We start from the raw sequence: 23096 nt of genomic DNA, 5'->3' as shown, positions 1-23096 counted from the left end.
GGTCGTCTTACTCGGTCGAGGTAAGAGCTTTCATTCAAATGTATTCGCAGAAGATATTTGGTTTAGGTTAAGATACCTAAACACAAGCTTTTCAAAACAAACCCATTGAATTAATCAGTGATCAAAAATACCCGCAGGCGGTGTTCCTTGGTTGACGTTGGTCAACTTCTTTCACACTTTTATGCTCAAGCTAGACCGGATAATGTACTAGAGATGCGTTAAATCTCCCTATTAAGATGTAGCATTTAAATCAATATAGCCTAGAAAGGTAATTTGAGAACCTAGCTTCAGTTAATAATTGTGAATTTTGTAGATATTTTAGGTACTAAGGAGTAAAATGTAACTTTATGTATACCTACTTACGTAAGGAAAAGTCGGCATGAATTCAAGCCAAGTTTTAGACGTAAAAAGAGTATTAGCTGTATTAGAAGAACAAGTGTTTCAATCTACGGGAAGGTATTTAACAGAAGTAGAAAAAGTTCTTATTAAGGGAGTTTGGGATAGTAAAGATTATAAAGAGATGGCAAGTGATTCGGGGTATAACGCATACTATTTGCAGCAGAAAGTAGCTCCACCACTATGGAGTATGCTTTCAGTAATTATTGGTGATGGAGTGAAAGTAACAAAAATATCTTTGAAATCTATTTTGCTTAAGCTAGCAAAGAGCGATTATCGGAAGGAAGAGGCATCCAGATTGGATAACGATAGTTTCGTTGGCAATATTAGAATTTATGGGGAACTACCTAAAATAAAATCTTTTTATGGACGAAAGGATGAAATTAACTATTTTAAGAAACAAATTACTCTATTTAAAGAACGCTGTATAGTTTTTACTGGAGTTGGAGGAATAGGAAAAACTTTATTAGCCTCTAGATTGGTTGAAGAAATAACTTTTGATTCTTTAAGTAGTATATATGAATGTATAATCTGGAAAACAATTAATCATTCTTTGTCAATTGATGAGTTAGTCATTGATTTAAATAAAATTTTTCAAGTAGACATAGAAGCAAGTGAAAACTCTTTTATAGATAGCATATCTTTACTATCAAAACAGCTTCACTTACATCGTTGTCTACTAGTAATTGATGGATTTGAAAAGCTATTGTTAGCCGATGATTTTGGAAAAAGATTACAATATGAAAAATTCCTTTTAAAACTTACAGAAGGGAAGCATGAAAGCTGCATTATTATAACAAGTCAGTTGCCTTTAAAAGAATTTGCTTCTGTGACTACAAAACTACCTATTCGCTCTTTCAAATTAGAAGGTTTAGATGTAAACGCGGGAATGCAAATATTACAAGAAAAAGGTTTAACTGGACAAGAATGTAAGCGATTAATTGAAAATTATTCTGGGAATCCATCAAGTTTAGAAGCGTTGGCTGATAGAATTAATCGTTTTTTTGAGGGGAGTGTGAAAACATTTTTTAGATATCAAACTACTATGATTGATCCTCAACTTGAAACAATGCTACATCAGCAATTTGGACAAGTTGGACTTTTAAGTAATCTTCAAAGGCAAATAATGATTTATTTGGCAGAAGAAATGTCAGAAAACTCGACTTCTATTCAATTCTCTAAACTCATTGATAATTTAAAAGAGCGAGTAGATTTCAAGTTGTCAGTTTTTGAACTAATAACAGCAATAGAAGTTTTAGAACAACGCTCGTTAATTGAAATTGCTGGTAAATCAAACAAACGAGAAGCTAGTTATAGTTTACAAGCATCTATTAAGAAGTATATTTTAGTTGATCCATTGGGATTAGTGCATAAAATACCAGATACAATACAAACAAGGGAAGTTACCTTGTGGGCTACTGCATAAATCCTCTTTGTACCCAACGTTATAATCCTGATAGCGCTGAAAATTGTTTAGCATGTGGAAATCCATTGATAATAAACGGGCGTATTCGTTTGCTACGCCCGTTGCGTTCTTTGGAGCAAAATCCATATACTTACACAGATGTCTTTGAAATTGAGGATATTGGCACAGAAGAACATCCTCAGCCTCAAATAAGAGTAATGAAAGTATTAAGATGGATTGATGATTCTAAGTTAGTTGAGCTACTTAAAAGAGAATCGCTCATATTACAAATCTTAGACCATCCTGGAATTCCCAAGTCTAATAGGGAAGATTATTTCACATTTAGGCTGAATGATAATCTTCTAGAACTACATTGTCTAGTTATGCATAAGTTTGAAGGAGAGAATTTAACTCAGTGGGTACAATCTTATGGACGAATTAGCCAAGAAATGGCTTATGAATGGTTATTGCAGTTGATGGAGATTCTTGATTTAGTTCATCGGTCTGGTTTCTTCCACAGAGATATCAAACCAGAAAACATTGTTCATCAACCCGACGGGAATTTAGCACTTGTTGATTTTGGTGGAGCAAGACAGCTTAGTAGAACCTACTTTGCCAAAGTCAGTACCAGTGGAGGAACTACTACAGGATTCGGTAATGGTTACGAAATAACTGCTGTTAGGACAGCTTGTTACTCTCCCTTAGAGCAAATTCATGGACAAGCCGTACCACAGTCAGACTTTTACGCTTTAGGTAGAACTTTTGTTTACTTAGTCACAGGTATTTCTTTAATTGAAATCAAAATGGACGAGCAGACAGGAAGACTAATTTGGAGAGATAAAGCACTTCACATAGATAAATTTCTGGCTGATTTACTTGATGATATGATGGCTCCTTTTGTTGGGCAGCGCCCACAAAGTACTCAAATAATAATACAGCGTTTGGAGCGCTTACCTAATCAATCAAAGTTTAATCGAGTAATTAAATCAAAGCCGTTTCAACTGAGTGTTTTTGTATTAGGTTTACTAAGTATTGTTGGTTTGATATATGCATCCCTACCTCTAGTAGCAAAATATTATTTAGATTCCGGTAAAAAAGCTTATAAAGAAAATCAAATTGACCAAGCTGAGAACGATTTTCAAAAAGCAGTATATTTGAATACTAGCTTAAAATACACAGTAGCAGATTATTTTTTAAATCAAGGTAAAGAAGCTTATAAAGAAAATAGGATTGCTGATGCTGAAAAAGACTTTCAAAGAGCAATAAAGTATGGACATAATTTAAATAATTCAGTCTCAACTTTTTACTTTGAGAAGGGTTTACAGCATCAAAATGACCCTAAGATTGCTAGAAAAAATTACGAGCTAGCTATAAAGTACAACCCGAAGGACGATACTGCTTATAATAATTTAGCAATTGCGTGTCAGCAGTTATATGACTATAATTGTGTTAACAAAACTTACGAAATAATTTTTAAGTTAAAGCCTAACAAATGGGAATCACATTACGGATTAGGTGATTTTTATGATGGACAGGGAGAATATGATTTAGCAGAAAAGCAATATGAAATCGCTATTAGAAGTAGCGATCAAGCTATGTTTGCTGTTGCAGCTTTAGCAAGATTGAAAAATAAAAAGGGGGATTATAGAGCAGCAGCTACTTTAGCTTTAAAAGGTTTGCAGGAAACTAATAATCGGGAATTACAGGCATCGTTGTATAAAGATTTAGGATGGGCAAGGTTAATGGAAAATAAGTTAACTGAAGCCGAAAAGTATCTAGAAAAAGCAACAAAGTTAGATAGCGAAAGAACAGATGCGTATTGTTTGCTATCTCAAATAGAAGAATCATTAGGTCAACTTAATTACGCCAGAGCTTATATAGATGCTTGTATCTTGACTAAATCTAGCCTACCAGAAGTGTTTCGCTGGAGACAAGAACTGCTAGATCGGATACTTGATAAATGATAAGATGCTCAAACAAATTATGTTTGTAAAACAATGAAAAAGCTGATGTTTTTTGGGGGAATGTGCTGCTTAACTTCTCTAATACTAATTCATCTACCATTGCTAGCAAATATACCGCTCATAAGAGTAAGAAGAAATCAGGTTCATTGTGATCCACAAATGGGAAGGATAATAAGTAAGGGTCACAAGCACTTGTCAGCAGGGAGCTTAATTTGTAAGGGAGATACAATAGAAGTTGTGAATGGTGATTATGTAGAATTTTTATGCTTTAGTTCTGGAAAGATTTTAAAATTATCTAGTGGAACTATTCCTCTTGATAAATGTGCAGAGCCTGACGAAGCCTTATCCACTTGCAATCCAACCAATACTAATGCGTGTCACATACGAAAAGGTGGCACAGAAGGGAGCGATGAGCCAATAATCATTTCTCCTTATAGCACATCAACATTGAATTCCCGTCCAGAAATAACTTGGACTGCTGTTAAGGGTGCTACTTCTTACAAAGTCAAAGTAAAAAGTTACGAATTTGGGTGGGAAAAAGTTGTAAATCAAACTCGGCTTGCCTACCCAAGTGATGAAAAAGAATTTCAACCAGGTACTCCATATACAATAGATGTCTTTGCATATATTGATGGTCAAGCTTTTAGCTATGATGAAACGTTTGTGGACGTATTGTCTGTAGCAAAGCAAGAACAAATTGCACAAAAGATTAAACGTATCAAAGACTTAGGGCTACCTCCAGATGAAACTATTCTTGACGTAGATGCTATTTATACGGCAGAAAATCTTTTAAATGAAACAATTGAGATGTTAAAAATGGCAACAACAACTAATAGCCAAAATCCGACTCTTTACAGAGTACTGGGCGATCGCTATCTGAAGGCCAAGTTGCCAAAGGAGGCGAAACTCGAATACATCAAGGCAGCTGAGTTAGCGAAAAGCAGTAAGAATTCCAAAGAGTTAGAAAAAGCCGAATCAGGGCTAAAATCAGTGGAATTTTACAACCAGCTTCCAACCAGGAGGAACCCACCCCAATAATAAGCCTTCTTATATTTAGGATTTGACAGTAAACTTAATTGCGCCTGACGTAGTGCTTCTGCTTTTGGCAAGCCATTGTTCAAACCTTTATAAAATTCTTGCATAAGCAAAGCGGTAGAATCGGCATCCACGCGCCACAAAGTAGCAACAGTACTACGCGCTCCAGCTTGTGCAGCCATTCCTGCAATACCCATTGCTGACTGCTTGTTGCCTTTAGCTGTTTCGCAGGCGCTGAGAACAAGTAACTCAATTGCATCTTGACTATTTTCAGTTTTACCTCTGATTAAGCTGTCAAAGTCCCTAATATTAATTAGCTTGTCATAGGCAACCAGTACTGTTTTCAGTGGGTCAGAACTAAATTGACCGTGGGTAGTAATATGTACAATAGGAAAATTATTTTGAGTTAGTTCTTCTTTAAACCTTTTAAGGGTAAACTTCTTGTCTAACAAGGCAACTGACGATTTAGTTTGTTTTTCTACATTTTCTATTTCTTGTTTAGATGGGAGCAAATTCTCCATATTTTTAGGTGCATTTGGATCTATAGAACTGGGGCTTAGTTTTGATAGTCCAGCTATTAAAGCTATCATCTGGTTTTCATGCAAGACTCTAGGTTGTCTAATTCTGGAACCTAAAGTTTCTGCAATACTGTAACGCTCTATTAAATAATGTTTTCCATCATATAACAATGCCATTGGTATGCTTTGGAAAGATTTATCTAAAGTGAATACGAGTGTTCCTGATGGGGGTAGATATGTTTTTATTGGTGCAATTAGCTTTTCATAAATTCCTTGAGAAGAAGTAGTAATGCTACTTTCGCCTACTTCAGAAAACTTTTCATTTTGTAAAGCTTCTAAAAGATGATCTATCTGGAATCGAACTAGTTTAGATTCAATAGAATGGTGGTGAAGTGAGCCATCTGTTGACTGAGCAATTACTTCTATAGTATCCCCTAAATCAATAATGTGAATTACTGTTGGGGCGCTATTGAGGTTCTGAAGCTGATTCAAAGCAACAAGGTCAAGCTTGCCACATCTGAGAAAGTTTTCTAAGCGTGCTATCTGCAATCCTTCATTTATCTCTATTACTCTTTTTAAATCAGGATTAGGTGATGTTAAGAGCAATCGCATATAATTACGATATGTCGGCTCCATTTCTGACTGAAAAGAGAACTGCAAATCTCCGTTAGTTGACAAAAGACTATCACGCACTTGAGTCATGTTTGCGATCGCAGCATTATAGTTCTGAATCGCTAACTCAGTTTTTCCCTGCTTTTGGTAAATTAGTCCTAACTGCTGCTGCCATTCGTAAGCAATATCCGAAGCCCGAATTGATTGAGCGAATCCTAAAGCCTTCGTAAAATATGCTTGTTTTTGTTCTGTTTGAGTTGATAATTTACCCAAAGTACCAAAACTATAGGATACCCATCGGATACTATTAATAGTTTCAGCCATTTTCAATGCTAATTTAGCATATCGAATCGCTACTGATTTCAATTGTTCATCTGGGATCTGGCTGAGGTTATTAGCAAAATTCAACCGAGCATGAATAGATGGCTCAGGTGATAACTCCAAAAAGTCAGAAGAATTGCCATCTATTTGATTTACCAATACTCTAATTTGTTGATTAACTTTCTGATGGAGGTTCGCTTGATTTGGTTGATGACTGAGCCATTTTTCCCAACTCATCAGTAAAGTTAAGTGATTCAACTGAGATTGCAGTTTAGCTGATTTTGAGATATTTGGGATGTTTTCTAGTGTTTGGTAATACCAGAGTGATTTTTGCGCTTTTTGTGGAATAATGTTAGCAATCTGCTCTCGAAAAAGTGGTTCCTCTATCCAAGAATATTTATCTTGTAATTGCTGATAAATTGTCTGTTCAATATTACCTAAAGACAGATAAATTCCACTAATCCTTGATGAAGATACAAGTTTTGCTAGCGTTAACGTTTCTTGTAGAACTGTTTCAGATTCATTTAAATTTCCCAAAATCCGCAAGACTTCTCCGAGATTCTGTAATCCAAGTAAGTTAACCGATGTTGCTTCCTGCTTACCAATTAATGTCGTAAGTTGCTCTTTTTGAGTAAGAGCAGGTTGCTGCAAAGTCGTGTCGCAAATACCTAGAATTGTATTAAAGTTTAAAGCTTCTAAAAGTGTATTGCAAGCTTGTTTATGTAATCCTAATGCTTGGAAAGCAAGGTTTTGATTAATCAGGCTTTCCGTAATTCCCTCTTGGTCGTTTAGTTGGCGATATATTTTGGTAGATTCCTGCCAAGTTTTTAAAGCTTCATTCGCCTGATCTAGAGCTAATTGTTCGTGACCTGATGAAGTCAGGGATGCCGCTTGATTTTTGAGAAATTCTTTTTCTTTTTTTACAGTCTGGGCAGGGGAAGAGGATTGAATTAAAATTAAAGACAGCCCTAGAATGCCTGAGAAAAGATATTTAAAGCAACATTGAAGTGAGATCATTTTTCTATCTTTTTACCACTGAGATCCTGAAAAACAAGAACTTGCAGACAGTGAAGCATTATCCCAGGTTGGATTTGCTTGGTCTGTTGTCAAAACTAAATTACCTTGAGAATCCCGAATCAAAACGTTGGCTTCTATGATTTGTGTAGCTTGGTTACTTCTTAATGATTTTAGATTATGTGAATTATTCAAAGCTGGAACTGGAACAGAGTTACTTTGCTCAACATTGTTAAACATCAGGTTATTAGGCTTAGATTGGAGATTGCGAGTACTACTAACTCGAAAACTATTTACTTCTGTGCCTGCTCGTGCCTGACAAACTGGGGTGATTTCAGGAGTTATTGGAATTACTTCTGCTTTTAGTTGAGTAGGGTAAATGTTAGTATCAGCGATGTTATATTTAACAGTACCGTTAATTCCGTACTTGGAACTAGCTGTTATTAAGCTATTAAGGGAAAGGAATAGTCCCTTAGCATTAATTGTGATATTCCCACCACGGCCCTCAAAGGCATTTGCGGTTATGCTGCTATTTTTTATTGCAACTAAGATATCTGTGTTGATAGTGATGTTGCCGCCGTCGCCATTACCCCCAGCAGTCGCAGTAATGATACTGTCACGTAATTGTAAGTCACCAGAGTGTAAGAAAATGTCGCCTCCTTCGCCCTTGGTGCCGCCTTCTGTGCCAGCTGTGATAGTACCTCTGTCTAGATTGATACTGTCTGCGTTGATTCGGAGGGTTCCTGCATTTCCTTGTCCTGGCTGAAAGTTGAGATTTTTTGGAATTTTTTCACCACCAATATTTACTCTCCCACCATCAGTCACAGTTAATCGTTCTGCTTCGATTGTCAGATTTCCGGCCTTTCCAGTTCCTCCAGTTCGAGCTGATATTCTGCTAGGAGAATTACCAGTTAATGACTTTCCGGTTACTTGCACTTCTTCGTCAGCAGTTATAGATACGTTGCCTCCCGAACCCTGCCCAAATGTGCCTGATGATATCACTCCTCCAGAGCGTAGACTTAAGCGCGCAGTTTCAATCTTGATGTTACCGCCAGAACCGGTAGATCCTCGTTGGGCCAAACTTGTTATGGAACTGCCTGCATTCGCTGTTGGTTTTCGCAGCACTTCTACTGAATCATGAGCTAAGACCTCTATGGAACCAGCATTTCCGAAGCCATACGTACCAGCAGCGATCCCTGCTCCATCCCGGACATTTAACCGCGCAGTTTCAATATTGATGTTGCCACCCGATCCGGTAGCTCTTGGGTAAACTAGGCTCGATATACCAGTGTTGAAAAACGAATCAACTTCTGGTAATCCCACCAGGTTCACTGAATCTGAAGCATTGATTTTCAATGTTCCTCCCGTTCCTGCTCCTAATGTGCTGGACTCAATCTGAGAACCACCGTCTAGCATTAGCTTCATGGCTTGTATTTGAATATTGCCACCACCATCGCCACTGGCATCAACAGCTGCTGCTCCAGACAACTGGATCTCTCCAAAAGTTGAGATGCCTGAATATCCCAACGTCCAGCCTTTATCTGTAGGAATCAGGTTGACCAAACCCGCTCCAGCCACGCTGCCTAATTCAATCTGTCCCCCTGTTGTTTTAAGCGTTCCACTTGAGAGTAATATATTACCACCCACCAAAGCTAAGGTTTGATTTGGCTGCACACGCAGACCAGAACTAGTATCTATGAGGTCTGAAGTTTTTCTTATACCTTGGCCGTCTCCAAAGACGCGAATATTTCCAGCATTTGTCCCAAATCCTAATCCCACAGGCACGCTCACTGTCAACAGAGGTTCTACACCACTAAGGGGTTTAGCATCGAAGGAGATGCCATCAGCAAATTTAATATTATTAGCAGTAGTGCCGAAAAACGAGCCGCCAATGTTCAGTGAAGCATTCAGCCCAAAAATAATCCCATTGGGATTAATAAGAAATACGTTGGCTATGCCGTTAGCTCGAATTAAACCATCAATATTAGATATTGAGCTACCCGTCACTCTTGTCAAAATGTTTTGGATGTCTGGAGCATTTTTGAAGTAGACTGCGCTTCCTGTGGGTACAGAAAACTGTCCAAAGCTATGGAACAAATTGCTTCCGACTTGGGTTCCTCCCGTTATCGCACTGGTATTATTACCCTCTCGTGTGACGCTGGAGTTGACTCTTAGGGTTGCATCGGGAACAATTTGTGCCGCAATTGGCTCCCAAGGCAATAGACAAAACAAGGTGCTGCCCTTGATAAGCCAGGATAAAGCTTTTGTCATAAATCATGGTAAAAGTTTCTCGGTTGGTCTCTGAATTATTTTTAGTACAGACTTGCACCCTGCACCCGAATGATTACCAATTATACAGATTAATAGTAGCGGTAGCGTCTTGTCAAATTGGATTGGAGACAGAGGCTTTTCTCTAGTAGTAAAACTGTTAATATTTTCTAAAATCCGAGCGAAAGTGATCGGGAGTAAAATACGTTTGTGAATTTATCAGTGATGAACAGAAAACGTAGTGAGTCCTTTAATGAAGTTGCAGAAATCTATGATGCAGCACGCCCTAGCTATCCATCTCAATTGATTGAAGATGTAATTGAGATGGCTAATCTTCCAGATTCAGCTTCAATTTTAGATATTGGAACCGGGACAGGTAAGGGGACTGTTCCATTTGCTGAAAAGGGCTACGCTATCTACTGTTTAGAGCCAGGTGAAAGACTGATTGCAATAGCATCTCAAAATATGCGCTTATATCCAAAGGTGACATTTGAGACAGTTACTTTAGAGGATTGGAACTTACGCCCAAGCGCCTTTGATTTAGCAATATCTGCCCAAGCTTTTCATTGGGTAAATCGTGAAAAAGGGTATCCAAAAGTTGCACAAGCTTTAAAAGAAAAAGGTTATATTGCATTTTTTTGGAATTTCTCTATTTTACCAGATACTTCAATATTTCAGGCGCTCAAAGAAACGTTTCAAAAATATGTACCTACAATATCTAATGCTAAACCATCCTCAGTTGAATCACTAATAAAAAAAAGAGAAAACTGGATATTAAATAGCTTTTGTTTCAAAAACCTAGTGGTCAAAAAATATCCTTGGTCTATTAATTATGATGCAGAACGATATCTAGGTCTTCTGAAAACTCAAACTGCTTATCAAAAATTTACTGGAACTGAAAAGCAGGATTTTTCTGATGCTATTATACAGATATTAAATGCTCACGGAGGATATGTTACTAAACCCTATTTATCGGTTCTTTTCTTTGCTCAAAAAATTTAAATCAGCCCCTTTATTCTAAATAAAACTCAATGTCGAGTGTGGGTTACAACTCATCTCAAACCCGATCATGTCGATAACTCTAACTTTTCACGCCATCTGTAAAAGTCACTTTAATCAGTTGGCGATGGCGTAACTACCCAACGCGCTGGCTATCGCATAAGTTGAGTTTTTCTTTGCGCTGATCTTCTCCTGATTCCTAGTCATTAATCTAAAACTATTGAGAATCAGACTGTGAGAAAACCTACGCTAGAAGAGTGGAGAACTTACCATGAAAATTCAGGCAGCCGTCGGCTGCCTCTAACTCCCCCTCATAATGATTATCATTTTTATACTGAGTGAGATTTAATTTCCTCAAAGTCTTATGTAGTTTGAGTCTTGGTGTATTTCATTATGATTCAGGCTCGTCAATATTTAGATGCGTTTGCCCTGGCACCCACAGCTTGATAAACCACAATTTAGGTTCTTATTTGGGGAATTTTTCAAGCAATCGTTAAGAATTAATAAATCAATTAGAATGGAGCAATAGTTGTTTGTAGCTTATTAATCATCCACCTTCAGAGTTATTGCTGTGAAAAAGATATTAATTCTGAGTGCGAACCCAACGAATACAAACCAACTACGCCTAGATCAAGAGGTACGGGAAATTCAGGCGGCGTTGGATCAGTGCAAAAATCGAGACGAGTTTGAAATCATCACTCGTTGGGCAGTTCGAGTGGACGATTTACAGCCGATTTTATTAGATCACACTCCTGATATAGTCCATTTTTCAGGGCATGGTGGGGGGAGCCAGGGATTAGCACTAGAAAACGAACTAGGACAGATGCAACTGGTCAGTTCTACAGCGTTGGCAGGGCTGTTTAAGTTGTTTAAGGCGGAAGTGGAATGTGTCTTTTTGAACGCCTGTTATTCTGAGGAACAGGCAAAAGCGATTTATCAGCACATTAACTGTGTGGTGGGAATGAATCAGGCGATCGGAGATATCGCAGCCATTAAGTTTGCAAAAGGCTTTTATCGGGCGCTTGGGACTGACAGGACTTACAAAGAGGCTTTCGAGTTTGGGTGTAATTTAATTGATCTCCAAAGTATCCCGGAGTCTTCTACACCTGTGATTAAGCAGAGAAAGCCTACCCAGGCAAGACGTAAGCAGGTTCAGTCCGATCAGGTAAAAGCTGTATCTCCCACCACCAACACAACCAGAGTGTTTATTAGCTATCGCAGTCAATCCCCCGATCGCGAATTGGCTCAACAGTTTTTTGAAGCACTCACAGCCGCAGGGCATGAGTCATTTATGGCAGGGGAAAGCATCCGTCTGGGTGAAACTTGGCCTGTGCGGATTGATACTGAATTAGAGCAAAGTGATTACTTTTTGTTACTGCTGTCTGAGCAATCAGCCGTCAGCGAAATGGTGACAGAAGAAGTGCGGCGGGTAAAGCGGTTGCGCGACACTCGTACCAATCAGCGACCAATAATCTTGCCAATTCGGGTGAACTTTCCGATGAATTCTCCCTTGAATTATGATCTGCGGGGGTACTTACAGAATATTCAGCAACGACGATGGCAATCTCCTGCGGATACACCCGTACTTATACAAGAAGTGCTGACTTTGTTATCTACAGGACATGCGCCAGCAATGGTTGCATCTGAGCCAGTCATCCCTCACGAAGATAGTCCAGACCAGCCCCCTTTGCCAGTAGCAGAACCAGAGCTATACCGAGAGCCAGGGGGATCAGTACCGTTAAGTTCAGGATTGTATGTTGAACGCCCTCCCAAGGAAACAGATTGTTACCGGGAGATAGTGCAACCAGGAGCGCTGATTCGGATCAAAGCTCCCCGGCAGATGGGTAAAACTTCTTTGATGGCAAGGGTGTTGAACCATGCCAAAGAACAAGGCTATCAGGCAATTCCTATCAGCTTTCAGAGGGCAGATAATAAACTGTTTACAGACCTGGATCAATTTTTACACTGGTTCTGTGTGCAAATTGGGCGGCGAGTGAAGCGACTGAATCAGTTAGAAGACTACTGGAAGGGAGACAACAGTAAGGATAAGTGCATTACCTATTTAGAAGAGTGCATCTTAGAGGAGATTGATAGCCCGATTGTTCTGGGATTGGATGAAGTGGATTTGGTTTTTCCTCACCGCGAAGTTGCCGATGATTTCTTTGGGTTACTCCGTTCCTGGTACGAATCGGCGCGGTATGGTGATGCTTCTAGTGATTTATGGGCAAAGCTGCGGCTGGTGGTTGTCCATTCGACTGAAGCCTATATTCCCCTCAACATTAACCAGTCGCCGTTTAATGTGGGGATGACTGTGGAATTGCCGGAATTTAACCAAACTCAGGTGCAAGATTTAGCACAACGCTATGGTTTGACCTGGGGCGGGCAACAAGTGGAACAGCTTGTAAGTTTGGTGGGTGGACATCCTTACCTTGTTCGCAAGGCGCTGTATCATTTGCGTCGCCGAGATGTGACACTAGAGCAACTGCTTTCTGAGGCATCTACAGAAGCAGGTATCTACATTGACCATTTGCGACGGCATTTACTAAATTTGCAGCGCTATCCTGAGTTAACTGAAGCCCTGCGCCAAGTAGTGATCAAAAGTAAACCAACGGATTTGAACTCAAAATCAGCATTTAAGCTAGAAAGCATGGGATTAGTTAGTTTACAGGGGAATCAAGCCACGATTCGTTGCGATCTGTACCGTTCGTATTTTCGCGATCATTTACAAGATCAAGGGTAGCGATCGCCATGACTACACCACCGCAAGATTACGAATACAAAGTAGGGGGTGGGCTAGACAGCAAAGCTCCCAGCTATGTGGTGCGACAGGCGGATGAAGAGTTTTATGCCGCCTTGAAGTCGGGGAAGTTTTGCTATGTATTCAACTCGCGGCAGATGGGCAAATCGAGTTTGCAGAACTGCACGGCTCAACGGTTGCGGGCAGAAGGAATCGTTTGTGGCACGGTTGCTCTTACCCTTATAGGAACCCACAATGTCACCGAAGCTGGCTGGTATCAAGGCATTATCGGACGCTTAAAAAGCAGTTTAGGAATTAGATTTCAGCACAGAGCATGGTGGAATGAACGAGAAGATATCCCACCGCTACAACGCTTTGTGGAATTTATTGAAACGGTACTGTTGGTTGAAGTTTCTCAACCGATTGTGCTGTTTTTTGATGAAATCGATAGCGTGTTCAAATTCGATTTCAAAGACGATTTCTTTGCTCTGATTCGGGCTTTTGATGAGCAGAGAACGGAACAACTGCAATACCAGCGTCTCACCTTTGCCCTCTTAGGTGTTGCCACCCCTGCCGATCTCATTCAGGACAAAAGCCGAACACCGTTCAATATTGGACAGGCGATCGCTCTCGAAGGCTTCCAACTGCAAGAAGTACAACCCCTGATACCGGGATTAGTTGGTAAAGCAGAAAACCCTGAAGCAGTTTTAAGAATTATTTTAGAGTGGACGGGTGGACAACCTTTTCTCGTCCAAAAACTCTGCCAATTGGTGCTGAACTCACCTGACCCAATTGCGGCAGGGGATGAAGCAGCAGGGATTGAGCAATTAGTGCGATCGCACATCTTGGAAAACTGGGAGAGCCAGGATAATCCGCAACACTTGATCACCATTCGCAATCGCCTACTAGAGGGTGGAGAACAGCGATCGGGGCGACTTTTGGGGCTTTGTCAGCAAATTGTGCAGCACGGAGAAATTGCGGCAGATGAAAGCCCTGAGCAAACAACATTGCGCTTGACGGGACTGGTTGTGAAGCAGCAGGGTAAGCTCCGCGTTTATAACCGTATCTACGCAGAGGTATTTAACTCATCGTGGTTTGACCAGGAACTGGGAAAGTTGCGTGTTTACGGGAATGAGCTAAATGCCTGGATGGCTTCAAACCGCGAGGATGAATCACGGTTGCTCAGGGGGCAAGCATTGCAGAATGCCCAAGCTTGGGCGAAAGATAAGAGCTTAAGCGATTTAGATTATCAGTTCCTGGCAGCTAGTCAGGACATTGACCAAAAAAATGTGCAGATAGCTCTGGATGCTCAGAAAAAAGCCTATGAAACTTTAGATATAGCCAAGCGAAAAGCTGGATTAATCGGAATTTTCACAGCCGTAACATTGGCTCTGACCACTGTTGCTGTGGTCATGTGGGCAAAGAAAACAGTGAGGTTTGCTTTTGATAAAAATAAAGAACTGACAATCAAAAGTAGTCAGCTAAAAATACAGAATAAAACCTTGTCAGGTGAAAATAATCAGCTAGTAACACACAATAAAACCTTGTCAGGTCAAAATAGGCAATTATCAGGTCTAAATACGCAACTTTCGACTGAAACCACAACAGCCAAGGAAAAACTTAAAGATGCTAACCAAGAAGCTAATCGGGCGAAAAGCGAGGCAATAGAGGCAAATCAAGATAAACAACAGGCACAAATAGCTTTAAAGCAAACTAAGAAAAAACAGCAGATAGCAGAAGCAGCAGCACGAGAAGAACAAGCAAAAGCAGTTCTGGAAGAAAAAAAGACTCAAATAGCCCAGACTGCCAATCGATTAGAACGAGAAGGTACAGCATCACTGAAGGAGTTTGAATTCCAGCAGATTCAAGCATTAATTTCATCCATACGATCTGGAGAGGAACTGAAAAATCTTCTTAGCAAGAATCGCATCTCGAAATTAATTGATTATCCAGCTACCAGTCCCTTACTAGCACTACAAATCATCCTCGATAATATTCGACTCCAAAACATTCTAGATTTTCCTAAAGATCGAGGCGGAGTCCAGACCACCAACTTTAGCCCGGATGGTCAATATATCCTCACAACCTATGGAAACAGTACAGCTTATGTGTTGAACGTATCGAACCAGCAGGAAATTAAATTAGCAGGAGATAAAGATAGAAAGACCAATCATGCGAGTTTCAGTCCAGATGGACAATATATCCTCACAACTTATGATGATGGTGATAGCTTCACAAATGATAATGATGTTGTTTATGTGTGGAAACTTTCAGGGCAACAACAAGCTAAACTAATCACTCGGAATAATAATAAGTTCTCCGTACCAAGTTTTAGCCCAGATAGTCATCATATCCTCGCAATTTCTGAGACAGGTACTGCTCTTATTTGGGATTTATCAAAACAGCAGGGTCTTCAATTTGAGGCGATTGAACTCAAGGAAGGTCAAAATAAAATCACCATTGCTAAGTTGAATTCAAGTAATCAAAGAATTGTTACAGTATCTAATAGTGTAACTTTGAGTATATGGAACTTGTCAGGTCAACGACTATCTAGCTTCAAAGATATTGTTAAGTCTGCTTTTAGTTCCGATTGCAGTGTTGATGGCCTCACACTTAGCTCAAATGGACAGTACATTGTCACTTCTAGAGTCTCTAGTCTTTATGCGATTTGTGGTTCTTTAGACCGTATATGGAACTTGTCTGGGCAGCTGCTAGCTGAGTTCAAAGACTCTAGTGCCAATTTCAGCCCAGATAGCCATTTTGTTGCAGTATCTGGGCTTATCTTGGATCTCTCAAAGCAAAAACAAATCAAGCTAAAAGGAGAGCAAAATAAGACTTTGAATCCGAGTTTCACTCCGAATAGTCAATACATCGTTACAGAAGACAATGCTGTCTATCTGTGGAATTTGTCGGGGGAAAAATTGCTTGATTTTGAAGGTAATTTTGTTGGTTTTAGCCCGGATAGTAAACTAATTTTTACAACATCAGGTGTATGGAACTTATCTGGACAGAAGATTGCTGGAATCAATAGCGTAAAAATTGGTTTTAGTCAAGATAATAAGCGTGTTGCAACTATAAATAATGACACAGTTCTTATATGGAATTTACAGAATCAGCAGCCAATTAAAATTGAAGGTAAAGGTATAGTAGATGCTAGTTTCAGTCCTGATAGTCGGCAAATTATTACAGATAGCGCAAGCGGTATTGGTGTGTGGAGTTTATCAGGACAGCATCTAAACAAATTGCCCAACGCATCAGTATTGGGATGTAATAAGGGTGTGATATTTAGCCTAAATAGTCAAACCTTTAATTCTTTAGAGCGTGCTGACATCGTTTGTATATGGGATTTATCAAAAGCCGGACAGACACGCAAATTTGAAGTAAATGGTGAAATTTACAATGATTTTCGTGGTGGTAGACTCGGTTTTAGCTCAGATGGTCAGCGTATGCTGACAATATCTGATGGTACTGTCTGGATGTGGGATCTATCGTCGGGTCGCAAACTGAGTAAAATTGAACTTAAGGGACAAAAAGGTATTGATAGTAGCGTCATTCTTAGCCCAGATAGTCAGTTGATTGCCACGACATCTGATGACTTGACTCGTATATGGGATTTATCGGGTCAGCAGTTAGCGGAATTTAAAGAAGACCAAAGCAGAATCACTAATAATGCTTTCCTACAGAAGTATGCCTACCTTCAAGCAGAGTGCAGTTTGGCTGTCAGCTTTTTGAAGAGGGGGGTGGCTGTTCATGGTAAGAATAAAATGAATATTTTTAGCCCGGATGGTCGCCATATTGTGACTCCATCCAGCGATCGCTCTATTGTTTATGTGTGGGATCTATTGACTGGAAACAAACTCGCAACCCTCAAGGGACATCAGGGTGAAATCACCAGTGTTAGTTTTAGCCCGGATGGTCAGCGTATTCTCACAGCCTCAAGGGATGCTACGGCTCGGATATGGAACTTAGCAGGACAGCAATTAGCTGAGTTCAAGAGTCCCGATGAATCTAACAGATTCTTGCTGGATGCTAGTTTTAGCCCTGATGGTCAGCGTATTATGGTGGTAGGCGCGTACAAAGTCTTCATCTGGCACACTGAGGATTTAAACCAACTGCTAGCGCGGGGATGCAATTGGCTAAAAGACTATCTCCGTACTCACCCCGATGCCAAAATATGCCGCAATTCGACAGATAATTGATAGATTGAGCTTTATTGAACTTCGCCATTGCGGGATGAGAGCGATCGCAACATATCTGAAAAAAGTTGTAATGTTAAGATTTCAGATGCGATCGCTGATGTAATACTAGGAAATATTGGACATAATTCTTCAGACAAAAACTTTTTATTAATAAGGCGTAGTGTCCTTTGAATCATAATGTGAGAAAAATTTTGATCCATAAATTAGAAAAGAGTTAACGAAAATTCAGGCTTTTGCGCTAATCACAAATTAAAACTTTGAATCAAATTATGAGCGAGAGTTGAAATTCTGAATCATAACTAGAGAATGAGTTAAAAAAACATAATTGGACAAAACTTGCACAAAAATCCCTGACAAAATTTTTCTAACTTAAACTTTCAATTCAAAATATGGTTCAAAACTTTTGTTTTAGTAGATATCTGAGTAAAAATCAAATATTTCATTGTCCAAGTGATCGCCCAACAATAGAGCGATCGCTAACCTCAAATCGTAGCTGAATAATAATGATAATCAAGCTAAAGGATTGATACAAACGTCGCTCATATCAGTATTTTTATTGCCTACACGATAATCATTATTAGTAAAAAAACTCGAATATTAAAAATGAACTATAAACTGGATACTCTTTTCTGAAGCATATCATGAGTTAAAATCTCGTTTTTTAGTTCAAATCACACGTAGATATAGCCAAGCTGACACCAGGGGCAAGATAGTACAAATTTACCCTTCCTTCCGTACCCAGCACTGTCACAATCGGTTATTACTGAGGTTGATTCATCAATAGAGAATAAAAGAACACATTAAATGAGCAAAAAAGATATTTTAAGAAGTTTTAGAGGCATTTATACTATTCTCAATAAGAAGCAATAAAAAATTCAAGCAATTTTAGGAACTGATAATAATCAGATATTATAATTTTAATTAAATTATTAATCAAAACTTATATAGGGTTTGCTGAAAAAGTAGTAAAAAAGTAAGAGGAGGGTTGACTAGTTATTCATAGGACTTACGCATTGACAGAAAAGCCAAAATAACAGGTATACTTTTCAAGGCTTATAGCTAGATTTTTCAATGAAATTTTAGCGATCGCACCCAATCAAGAGTGATTGACAAAAGCCTGAAACAACGTATGTACGTTCATACACAAGATAGTTATTTTGTACAGTGCGTAAGTCCTAATTCAAACAAAGTCAAATATAAGTGTTTCTTGTATACAGCTACCAAGATGATAATTTTCAGTTATACAATACTGCAAAAAAGTTCTATTTTTGAAAAATATACATAAAAAGGTACAAAAAAACCGTGACAGGGGGTAAATATTCTGATACCGTTGGCGAAATATTTCTAAACATTAGAAATCCTTGTGCTGCCATGAAAAACTGCCAACGACAGTTAGAGATTGCTTTCTCTTTCCATCAAAACCTGTTTTAACAACTCTGCTAGAGAAGTTATTTCGTCTAAATTAGATTTCAATTTAATAACAGACTCGTCATAAAACTTCTTTCTGTGTAAAGCTTGACAAGCCAATGCTTCATCACCCTTCTGAAAAGAAAGTTGGGCATTCCGTTGCCATTTCTTCGCATCTTCTTGAGCTTCGTTATACTTTTCCTCAATGCGTTTTTGACTAGCAATAGCCTCTGCAACTATCTGGCGGAATTCCTCTTTGCCTACTTGAGAACTTTTAGATTTTTTTCTTAGCTTTTGTATGGTGCGTATTTCTTCTTCGATTTCAAGTTCGATTTCAAGTTTAATAATTTCGCTTTCAAACTTTATTAGCTGTCGCTTTTGGGTTTCTACCTGGACAGTTTGTTCGTCAAGATAAGCTTTCAAATCAAGGGCAGCTTTGGCATAATATTCTTGCCGATTTAGTGCTTGACTAACTAACATTATATCCCCTTCTTGCTGTGCTTTATCGACATCATCCTGCCATTCTTTCACTTCCTTTTGAGCCTCGTGGTACTGTTTCTCAATACGTTTTTGACTGGCAATAGTCTGAGCAACTAACTGTCGGAATTCGATTAATTCTTTCTGCTTATCTAGTAACAATTGCTCTTTTTCGTAAAGCATGGCTAAGATTGTTGCTTCCAGCAACAATATTTAAGTCAGTAAATATGTCAGGTATACCATAGATGCCCAGCAAACTCTGTGTCATTAAGCCTGTGTAGTACGCTTCTAATCTTTACTGTGAGCCTGTTTCAGAGCAATGTCGTATTACTACCAATTCCCGCCAACTGAGTGACTGCGTGCTACTTAGCACAAAAGCCGACAACAACGGCGATCGCCAGCTAACCTTACACAGGCCATTCTGGTGTTCGTCCTGCGTAGGTAATCACAAACAGGATGTCATCAATCTCCTCATCTAGAAATCGTTTTCTAATTTCTTCGGTATTGGGTAGGGTTAGTTCCCACTCGCCCACAGGAGTTTTACCGATCATCGCTGTCCAGCTACCCGCATTGCCGCTACGGGTGCTGATCTTGCCATCAATGGGGGTGGTGCTGCCGCCGACGGTGCCCTGATTGCCCTGTTCGGTGAATCGCAAGGTGGTAATGGGTAGCTCAAAGGTTTTCTGGCTGGCGCGGACGAAGTAGAGCAAGACTTGCTGGATTTTGAGGGTTTCAACATTGGGCGGGAAGTCTTCCCGGAAAGTCTGGAATTTGACTTTCATGGGAATCTTGGTTTGGTCGGGGTTGTGCAGGTCATACCACTGATCGGCAAACTGGTTGCGGAAGCTGAAGGGGCGATCGGCGCTCAAGTTGGGATTCAGGGTTTGGATTACCTGCTGGCGATAGTCGAAGCTGTTGAGGGCGGTATATTCGATCGTAATCAGGACATCGGCGATCGTGCGGTAGTCGAACTGGTTAGCGGCTTTGGGCATTCGGAATTCCCAGGTGCTATCGACACCATTGCCCTCGAAGGGAAGTAGCATGTCGGGTTGCAAGGATTCCAGTTCAAACATGCCAGTGGAGTTGGCGGGGGAGGTGAGGGCGACGAATTCTGGATCGCGGCGGATGGAAACGGTTTGGAAGATATCGGGGCCCTTCATAAGTGCCATCATTTACAATCTTGAACTCGTTATTTTTGACTTTTTTTCCCTGTTCATCAACCATATAAATTGTTACTAATTTTGGCTCAACCCATTCCCCTATAAAGCCGTGCTTGTTTGTTTTGGAATTTTTTCTACCTTTTTTATTAATCCTAATTTTACTCCTGCCGCCATCTACAGCAATTACAACTCTCTGGTCTTTAAGTATATTCCCATCAGGTAATTTACCTTGTTGCAAGTTAGATATTTTAGTTTGACGTAAATCAATGCCGATTTGAACAAATTTATATGTCAATCGTTCAATTCGTTTAAGACTAATATTAATTCCCCAATCGTCCAGAATTGTATGTGCAGCTTCAAAAGAACTAGCTATGGCGCCATATTTTGCAATGTCTGACCAAACTAGCGGAGTCAAGCCTTCTGACATTCCTAACCATTTTAACAAGGGGCAGAATCCAACATTAGTAGATTTGTTTTTCGCTTTTTTTTCATTTTTTTGAACAACGTATGGTAATTTGAGACTTACTACAACATTACCTACTGTTAATATTTCCCTCTTCGTATAACCGTGTCTTTGTGTGTCGGTATGCCACCATCCTTTAGTTTGATTAATTGCTGTTTGATGAACTGACTCTGATTGAGAAAGCTTATGCAATAATATGGCGATACATTGACCTGCTAAAACTAACGCAGTCTGTCTAATTTTTTCTTCTCTTTCTTTAACTATTTTTCCAGACCATTCCTCGATATTTTTAAAATCTAAAAGTTTCGTCACATCCTCTTGGAAATCTGATAATGAATCGGCGAAATTTAGATTCGCAGATATGTTTTTTTTCATAAAGGTAAATACTTCCTATTTCAAAACTGTTCCTGAAAGGAAATTTTACCTTTTTTTCTAGTCGCAACAATGTACAGAAACCTCATTTTTGGTACAGGTTGTCTCTTCTAGCTAATATTACTAATTACATTGTATTAAATATTCACTTTATACGTAAGATTTGATTAGCGATCGCTCTCCATGTAGAGTCACCTCACAAAATCGCATTGCTCCCGATTTGCGACAGTGCTAGCACGGGTACATCCAGTTCCCCTGCCATTTTGTAAAGTCCCCTGGCCACATCTCCCAGTTCATAGCTGCGGTTGCCCCCTGAATCCTCTGCCATCATTTGCAGGTAATCAACTGCAACTAACCCAAGTTTTTCCTCTTTAGCCTTAATTTGGCGGCATTCTGAGGCAATTTGTGAAACGGTGATGCCCATCAACTCTACCTCTCGGTGGCTACCCTATATGGCGAATTTATTGTTATTGGTAGTAGGAAGGAGAGCTTTTCACCCAGACATTATGGTTGTGATAAAAATCACCACGCTGTTCTAGTGTAAACCCACCCAGCAATAATCCCAACCATACTTCTACCATCGGCATTTGCAACACACGTTGCAGTTTAACTAAAGAAATCTCATCTTTGACATTTATCAAATGGTTAGCGATCGCACTCTGCCATTTTTCCACATCCTCATCTGATGCCAAATTGCGAACATCTTCTAAAGTTGTCACCTCATCAAGCATTGCCAAAACATTCGCTTTTTCAACAGGTGCTGCTACAGAATCACCCTCCTGGTTAGGAGATGAAAATTGGTGTGGGCCGTGTGGTTTAAAGGTTTGTGGTGTTTGCGGTTCAATCAAATCATCTAAATCGAGGTGCATTGTTGTCCGCACTAGACCAGCAAAGAGATCGGTGCTAATAATTGGCCCCAAAAGACTATTGCGATCGCGGGTATCTTGCAACAGCACTTGGGCACGAGACTTAAGAATATCCGCAATTTGACTGAAGGCAAGCGCTGCGGTTGATAACTGTGCCTCCAAGGGTAAACTTTCTAGCTCGGCATCCAAACAATCCCACATAGCATCAAGAGAAGAAGTTGGTGGAGATTCGGACAACTCATCCAGCAGATCCCAGATTGTTAATTGGTGGTATGTGGTCATCTCTAGGATTCTGGATTTAACGGGCAGGGTCGCACTGGGCAGTAGCTTGAGCTAATCTCAAACATATCCTTATATTGATATAGTGAAACACTGTATTGTTTTGCAAAAGCCTGCAACACCTGATCTGTATAGGCGCGGATCTTGCCAGCCGTTAGTCCAAAGCAGTGAATTGGTTCTAAGCGACAAATAGGCTGTTGCCCCAGCCAGAGTTCTGCGCCCAAGGCGTGCAATGGTTTATCGCCTGATTCTTTATACAAATACAGCACTGCAAAATATGTTGCTGGTGGTTCGACTGTTACTGAATCAATTTCTGCTGAATTATTCTGGGAGCGGTGGCGATAGAATGAGCGGCGATTGTGGCAGACTTTGGGATTCCAACACCCGTCCCCTGCTGTTCCATGTAAAACTTTAGCTTGGGTTGTTGGTAACTTGGCGCATAACTGACACTTGGGATCAAGTGGCTTGGGCATACCTTACTCCACTTCTTCACCGATTGCACGATAGTAAGCTGCGATCGCTGCTTCTTGTTCGCTGCGAAGGGTATAGCGCCGAAACGCTTTCTCGCTTTGATGCCCTGTTAGTTTTCGTGCATGGCTGGGGT

The 23096-nt window shown here is 39.8% G+C and carries 13 protein-coding genes and 3 pseudogenes; 6 read left to right on the top strand and 10 right to left on the bottom strand.

Annotated features, from left to right (window positions below; translation table 11 throughout):
- Positions 1 to 379: 379 nt before the first annotated feature.
- Genes HWQ44_RS16645 through HWQ44_RS16635 form a run of 3 tightly spaced genes read left to right on the top strand, consistent with a single transcriptional unit; the run spans position 380 to position 4803 of the window.
- A complete protein-coding gene (locus HWQ44_RS16645; protein WP_292720543.1) occupies positions 380 to 1822 on the top strand; it encodes an NB-ARC domain-containing protein in 1443 nt (480 codons plus the stop codon).
- Positions 1807 to 3765 (top strand): tetratricopeptide repeat protein, encoded by a 1959-nt coding sequence (locus HWQ44_RS16640; protein WP_292720540.1) that lies wholly within the window; start codon positions 1807 to 1809, stop codon positions 3763 to 3765. The genes HWQ44_RS16645 and HWQ44_RS16640 overlap by 16 nt, the downstream gene beginning before the upstream one ends.
- Positions 3766 to 3798: 33 nt before the next feature.
- Positions 3799 to 4803 carry a hypothetical protein gene (locus HWQ44_RS16635; RefSeq protein WP_292720537.1) on the top strand — a complete coding sequence of 335 codons (1005 nt, stop codon included), beginning with the start codon at positions 3799 to 3801 and terminating at the stop codon, positions 4801 to 4803.
- Here HWQ44_RS16635 and HWQ44_RS16630 read toward each other — a convergent pair.
- Positions 4764 to 7268 carry a CHAT domain-containing protein gene (locus HWQ44_RS16630; RefSeq protein ID WP_292720534.1) on the bottom strand — a complete coding sequence of 835 codons (2505 nt, stop codon included), beginning with the start codon at positions 7266 to 7268 and terminating at the stop codon, positions 4764 to 4766. The two genes, HWQ44_RS16635 and HWQ44_RS16630, sit on opposite strands and share 40 nt — an antisense overlap.
- Positions 7269 to 7280: 12 nt before the next feature.
- The gene (locus HWQ44_RS16625) at positions 7281 to 9536 is read right to left on the bottom strand and encodes a filamentous hemagglutinin N-terminal domain-containing protein (protein WP_292720531.1); all 2256 of its coding nucleotides are present in this window, start codon (positions 9534 to 9536) and stop codon (positions 7281 to 7283) included.
- A gap of 222 nt (positions 9537 to 9758) precedes the next feature.
- Here HWQ44_RS16625 and HWQ44_RS16620 point away from each other — a divergent pair, with 222 nt between their 5' ends.
- From HWQ44_RS16620 to HWQ44_RS16610, 3 genes are all read left to right on the top strand, one after another.
- A complete protein-coding gene (locus HWQ44_RS16620) occupies positions 9759 to 10535 on the top strand; it encodes a class I SAM-dependent methyltransferase (protein ID WP_292720529.1) in 777 nt (258 codons plus the stop codon).
- 568 nt (positions 10536 to 11103) lie between these two features.
- Complete coding sequence (locus HWQ44_RS16615; protein WP_292720526.1) at positions 11104 to 13272, top strand: AAA-like domain-containing protein; 2169 nt, start codon at positions 11104 to 11106, stop codon at positions 13270 to 13272.
- An 8-nt stretch (positions 13273 to 13280) separates the two neighbouring features.
- Positions 13281 to 17468, top strand: a complete 4188-nt coding sequence (locus HWQ44_RS16610; RefSeq protein WP_292720523.1) for an AAA-like domain-containing protein — start codon at positions 13281 to 13283, stop codon at positions 17466 to 17468.
- Positions 17469 to 17479: 11 nt separating this feature from the next.
- On the opposite strand, the gene HWQ44_RS16605 is transcribed toward HWQ44_RS16610, so the two are convergent.
- The 8 genes and pseudogenes from HWQ44_RS16605 to HWQ44_RS33600 form a co-directional block, all read right to left on the bottom strand.
- A complete protein-coding gene (locus HWQ44_RS16605) occupies positions 17480 to 17644 on the bottom strand; it encodes a hypothetical protein (RefSeq protein WP_292720520.1) in 165 nt (54 codons plus the stop codon).
- A gap of 1216 nt (positions 17645 to 18860) precedes the next feature.
- Positions 18861 to 19535: a PspA/IM30 family protein gene (locus HWQ44_RS16600; RefSeq protein ID WP_292720517.1), complete on the bottom strand. Its 675-nt coding sequence runs from the start codon at positions 19533 to 19535 to the stop codon at positions 18861 to 18863.
- Positions 19536 to 19759: 224 nt separating this feature from the next.
- Complete coding sequence (locus tag HWQ44_RS16595; protein WP_292720514.1) at positions 19760 to 20425, bottom strand: hypothetical protein; 666 nt, start codon at positions 20423 to 20425, stop codon at positions 19760 to 19762.
- An 85-nt stretch (positions 20426 to 20510) separates the two neighbouring features.
- Positions 20511 to 21350 (bottom strand): annotated as a pseudogene (locus HWQ44_RS16590) (ISLre2 family transposase); the annotation flags it as partial.
- 214 nt (positions 21351 to 21564) lie between these two features.
- Positions 21565 to 21768, bottom strand: a pseudogene (locus HWQ44_RS16585) (DnaB-like helicase C-terminal domain-containing protein); the annotation flags it as partial.
- A gap of 46 nt (positions 21769 to 21814) precedes the next feature.
- On the bottom strand, positions 21815 to 22495 hold the full coding sequence (locus tag HWQ44_RS16580; protein WP_292720512.1) for a hypothetical protein: 681 nt from the start codon (positions 22493 to 22495) through the stop codon (positions 21815 to 21817).
- A 2-nt stretch (positions 22496 to 22497) separates the two neighbouring features.
- On the bottom strand, positions 22498 to 22965 hold the full coding sequence (locus HWQ44_RS16575; protein ID WP_292720510.1) for a hypothetical protein: 468 nt from the start codon (positions 22963 to 22965) through the stop codon (positions 22498 to 22500).
- Between the two features lie 3 nt (positions 22966 to 22968).
- Positions 22969 to 23096: pseudogene (locus tag HWQ44_RS33600) on the bottom strand (site-specific integrase); the annotation flags it as partial.

This window comes from Nostoc sp. JL34 (genome assembly GCF_017114945.1).
GTDB lineage: Bacteria > Cyanobacteriota > Cyanobacteriia > Cyanobacteriales > Nostocaceae > Nostoc.
This window is presented reverse-complemented; position numbering and strand designations above follow the sequence as displayed.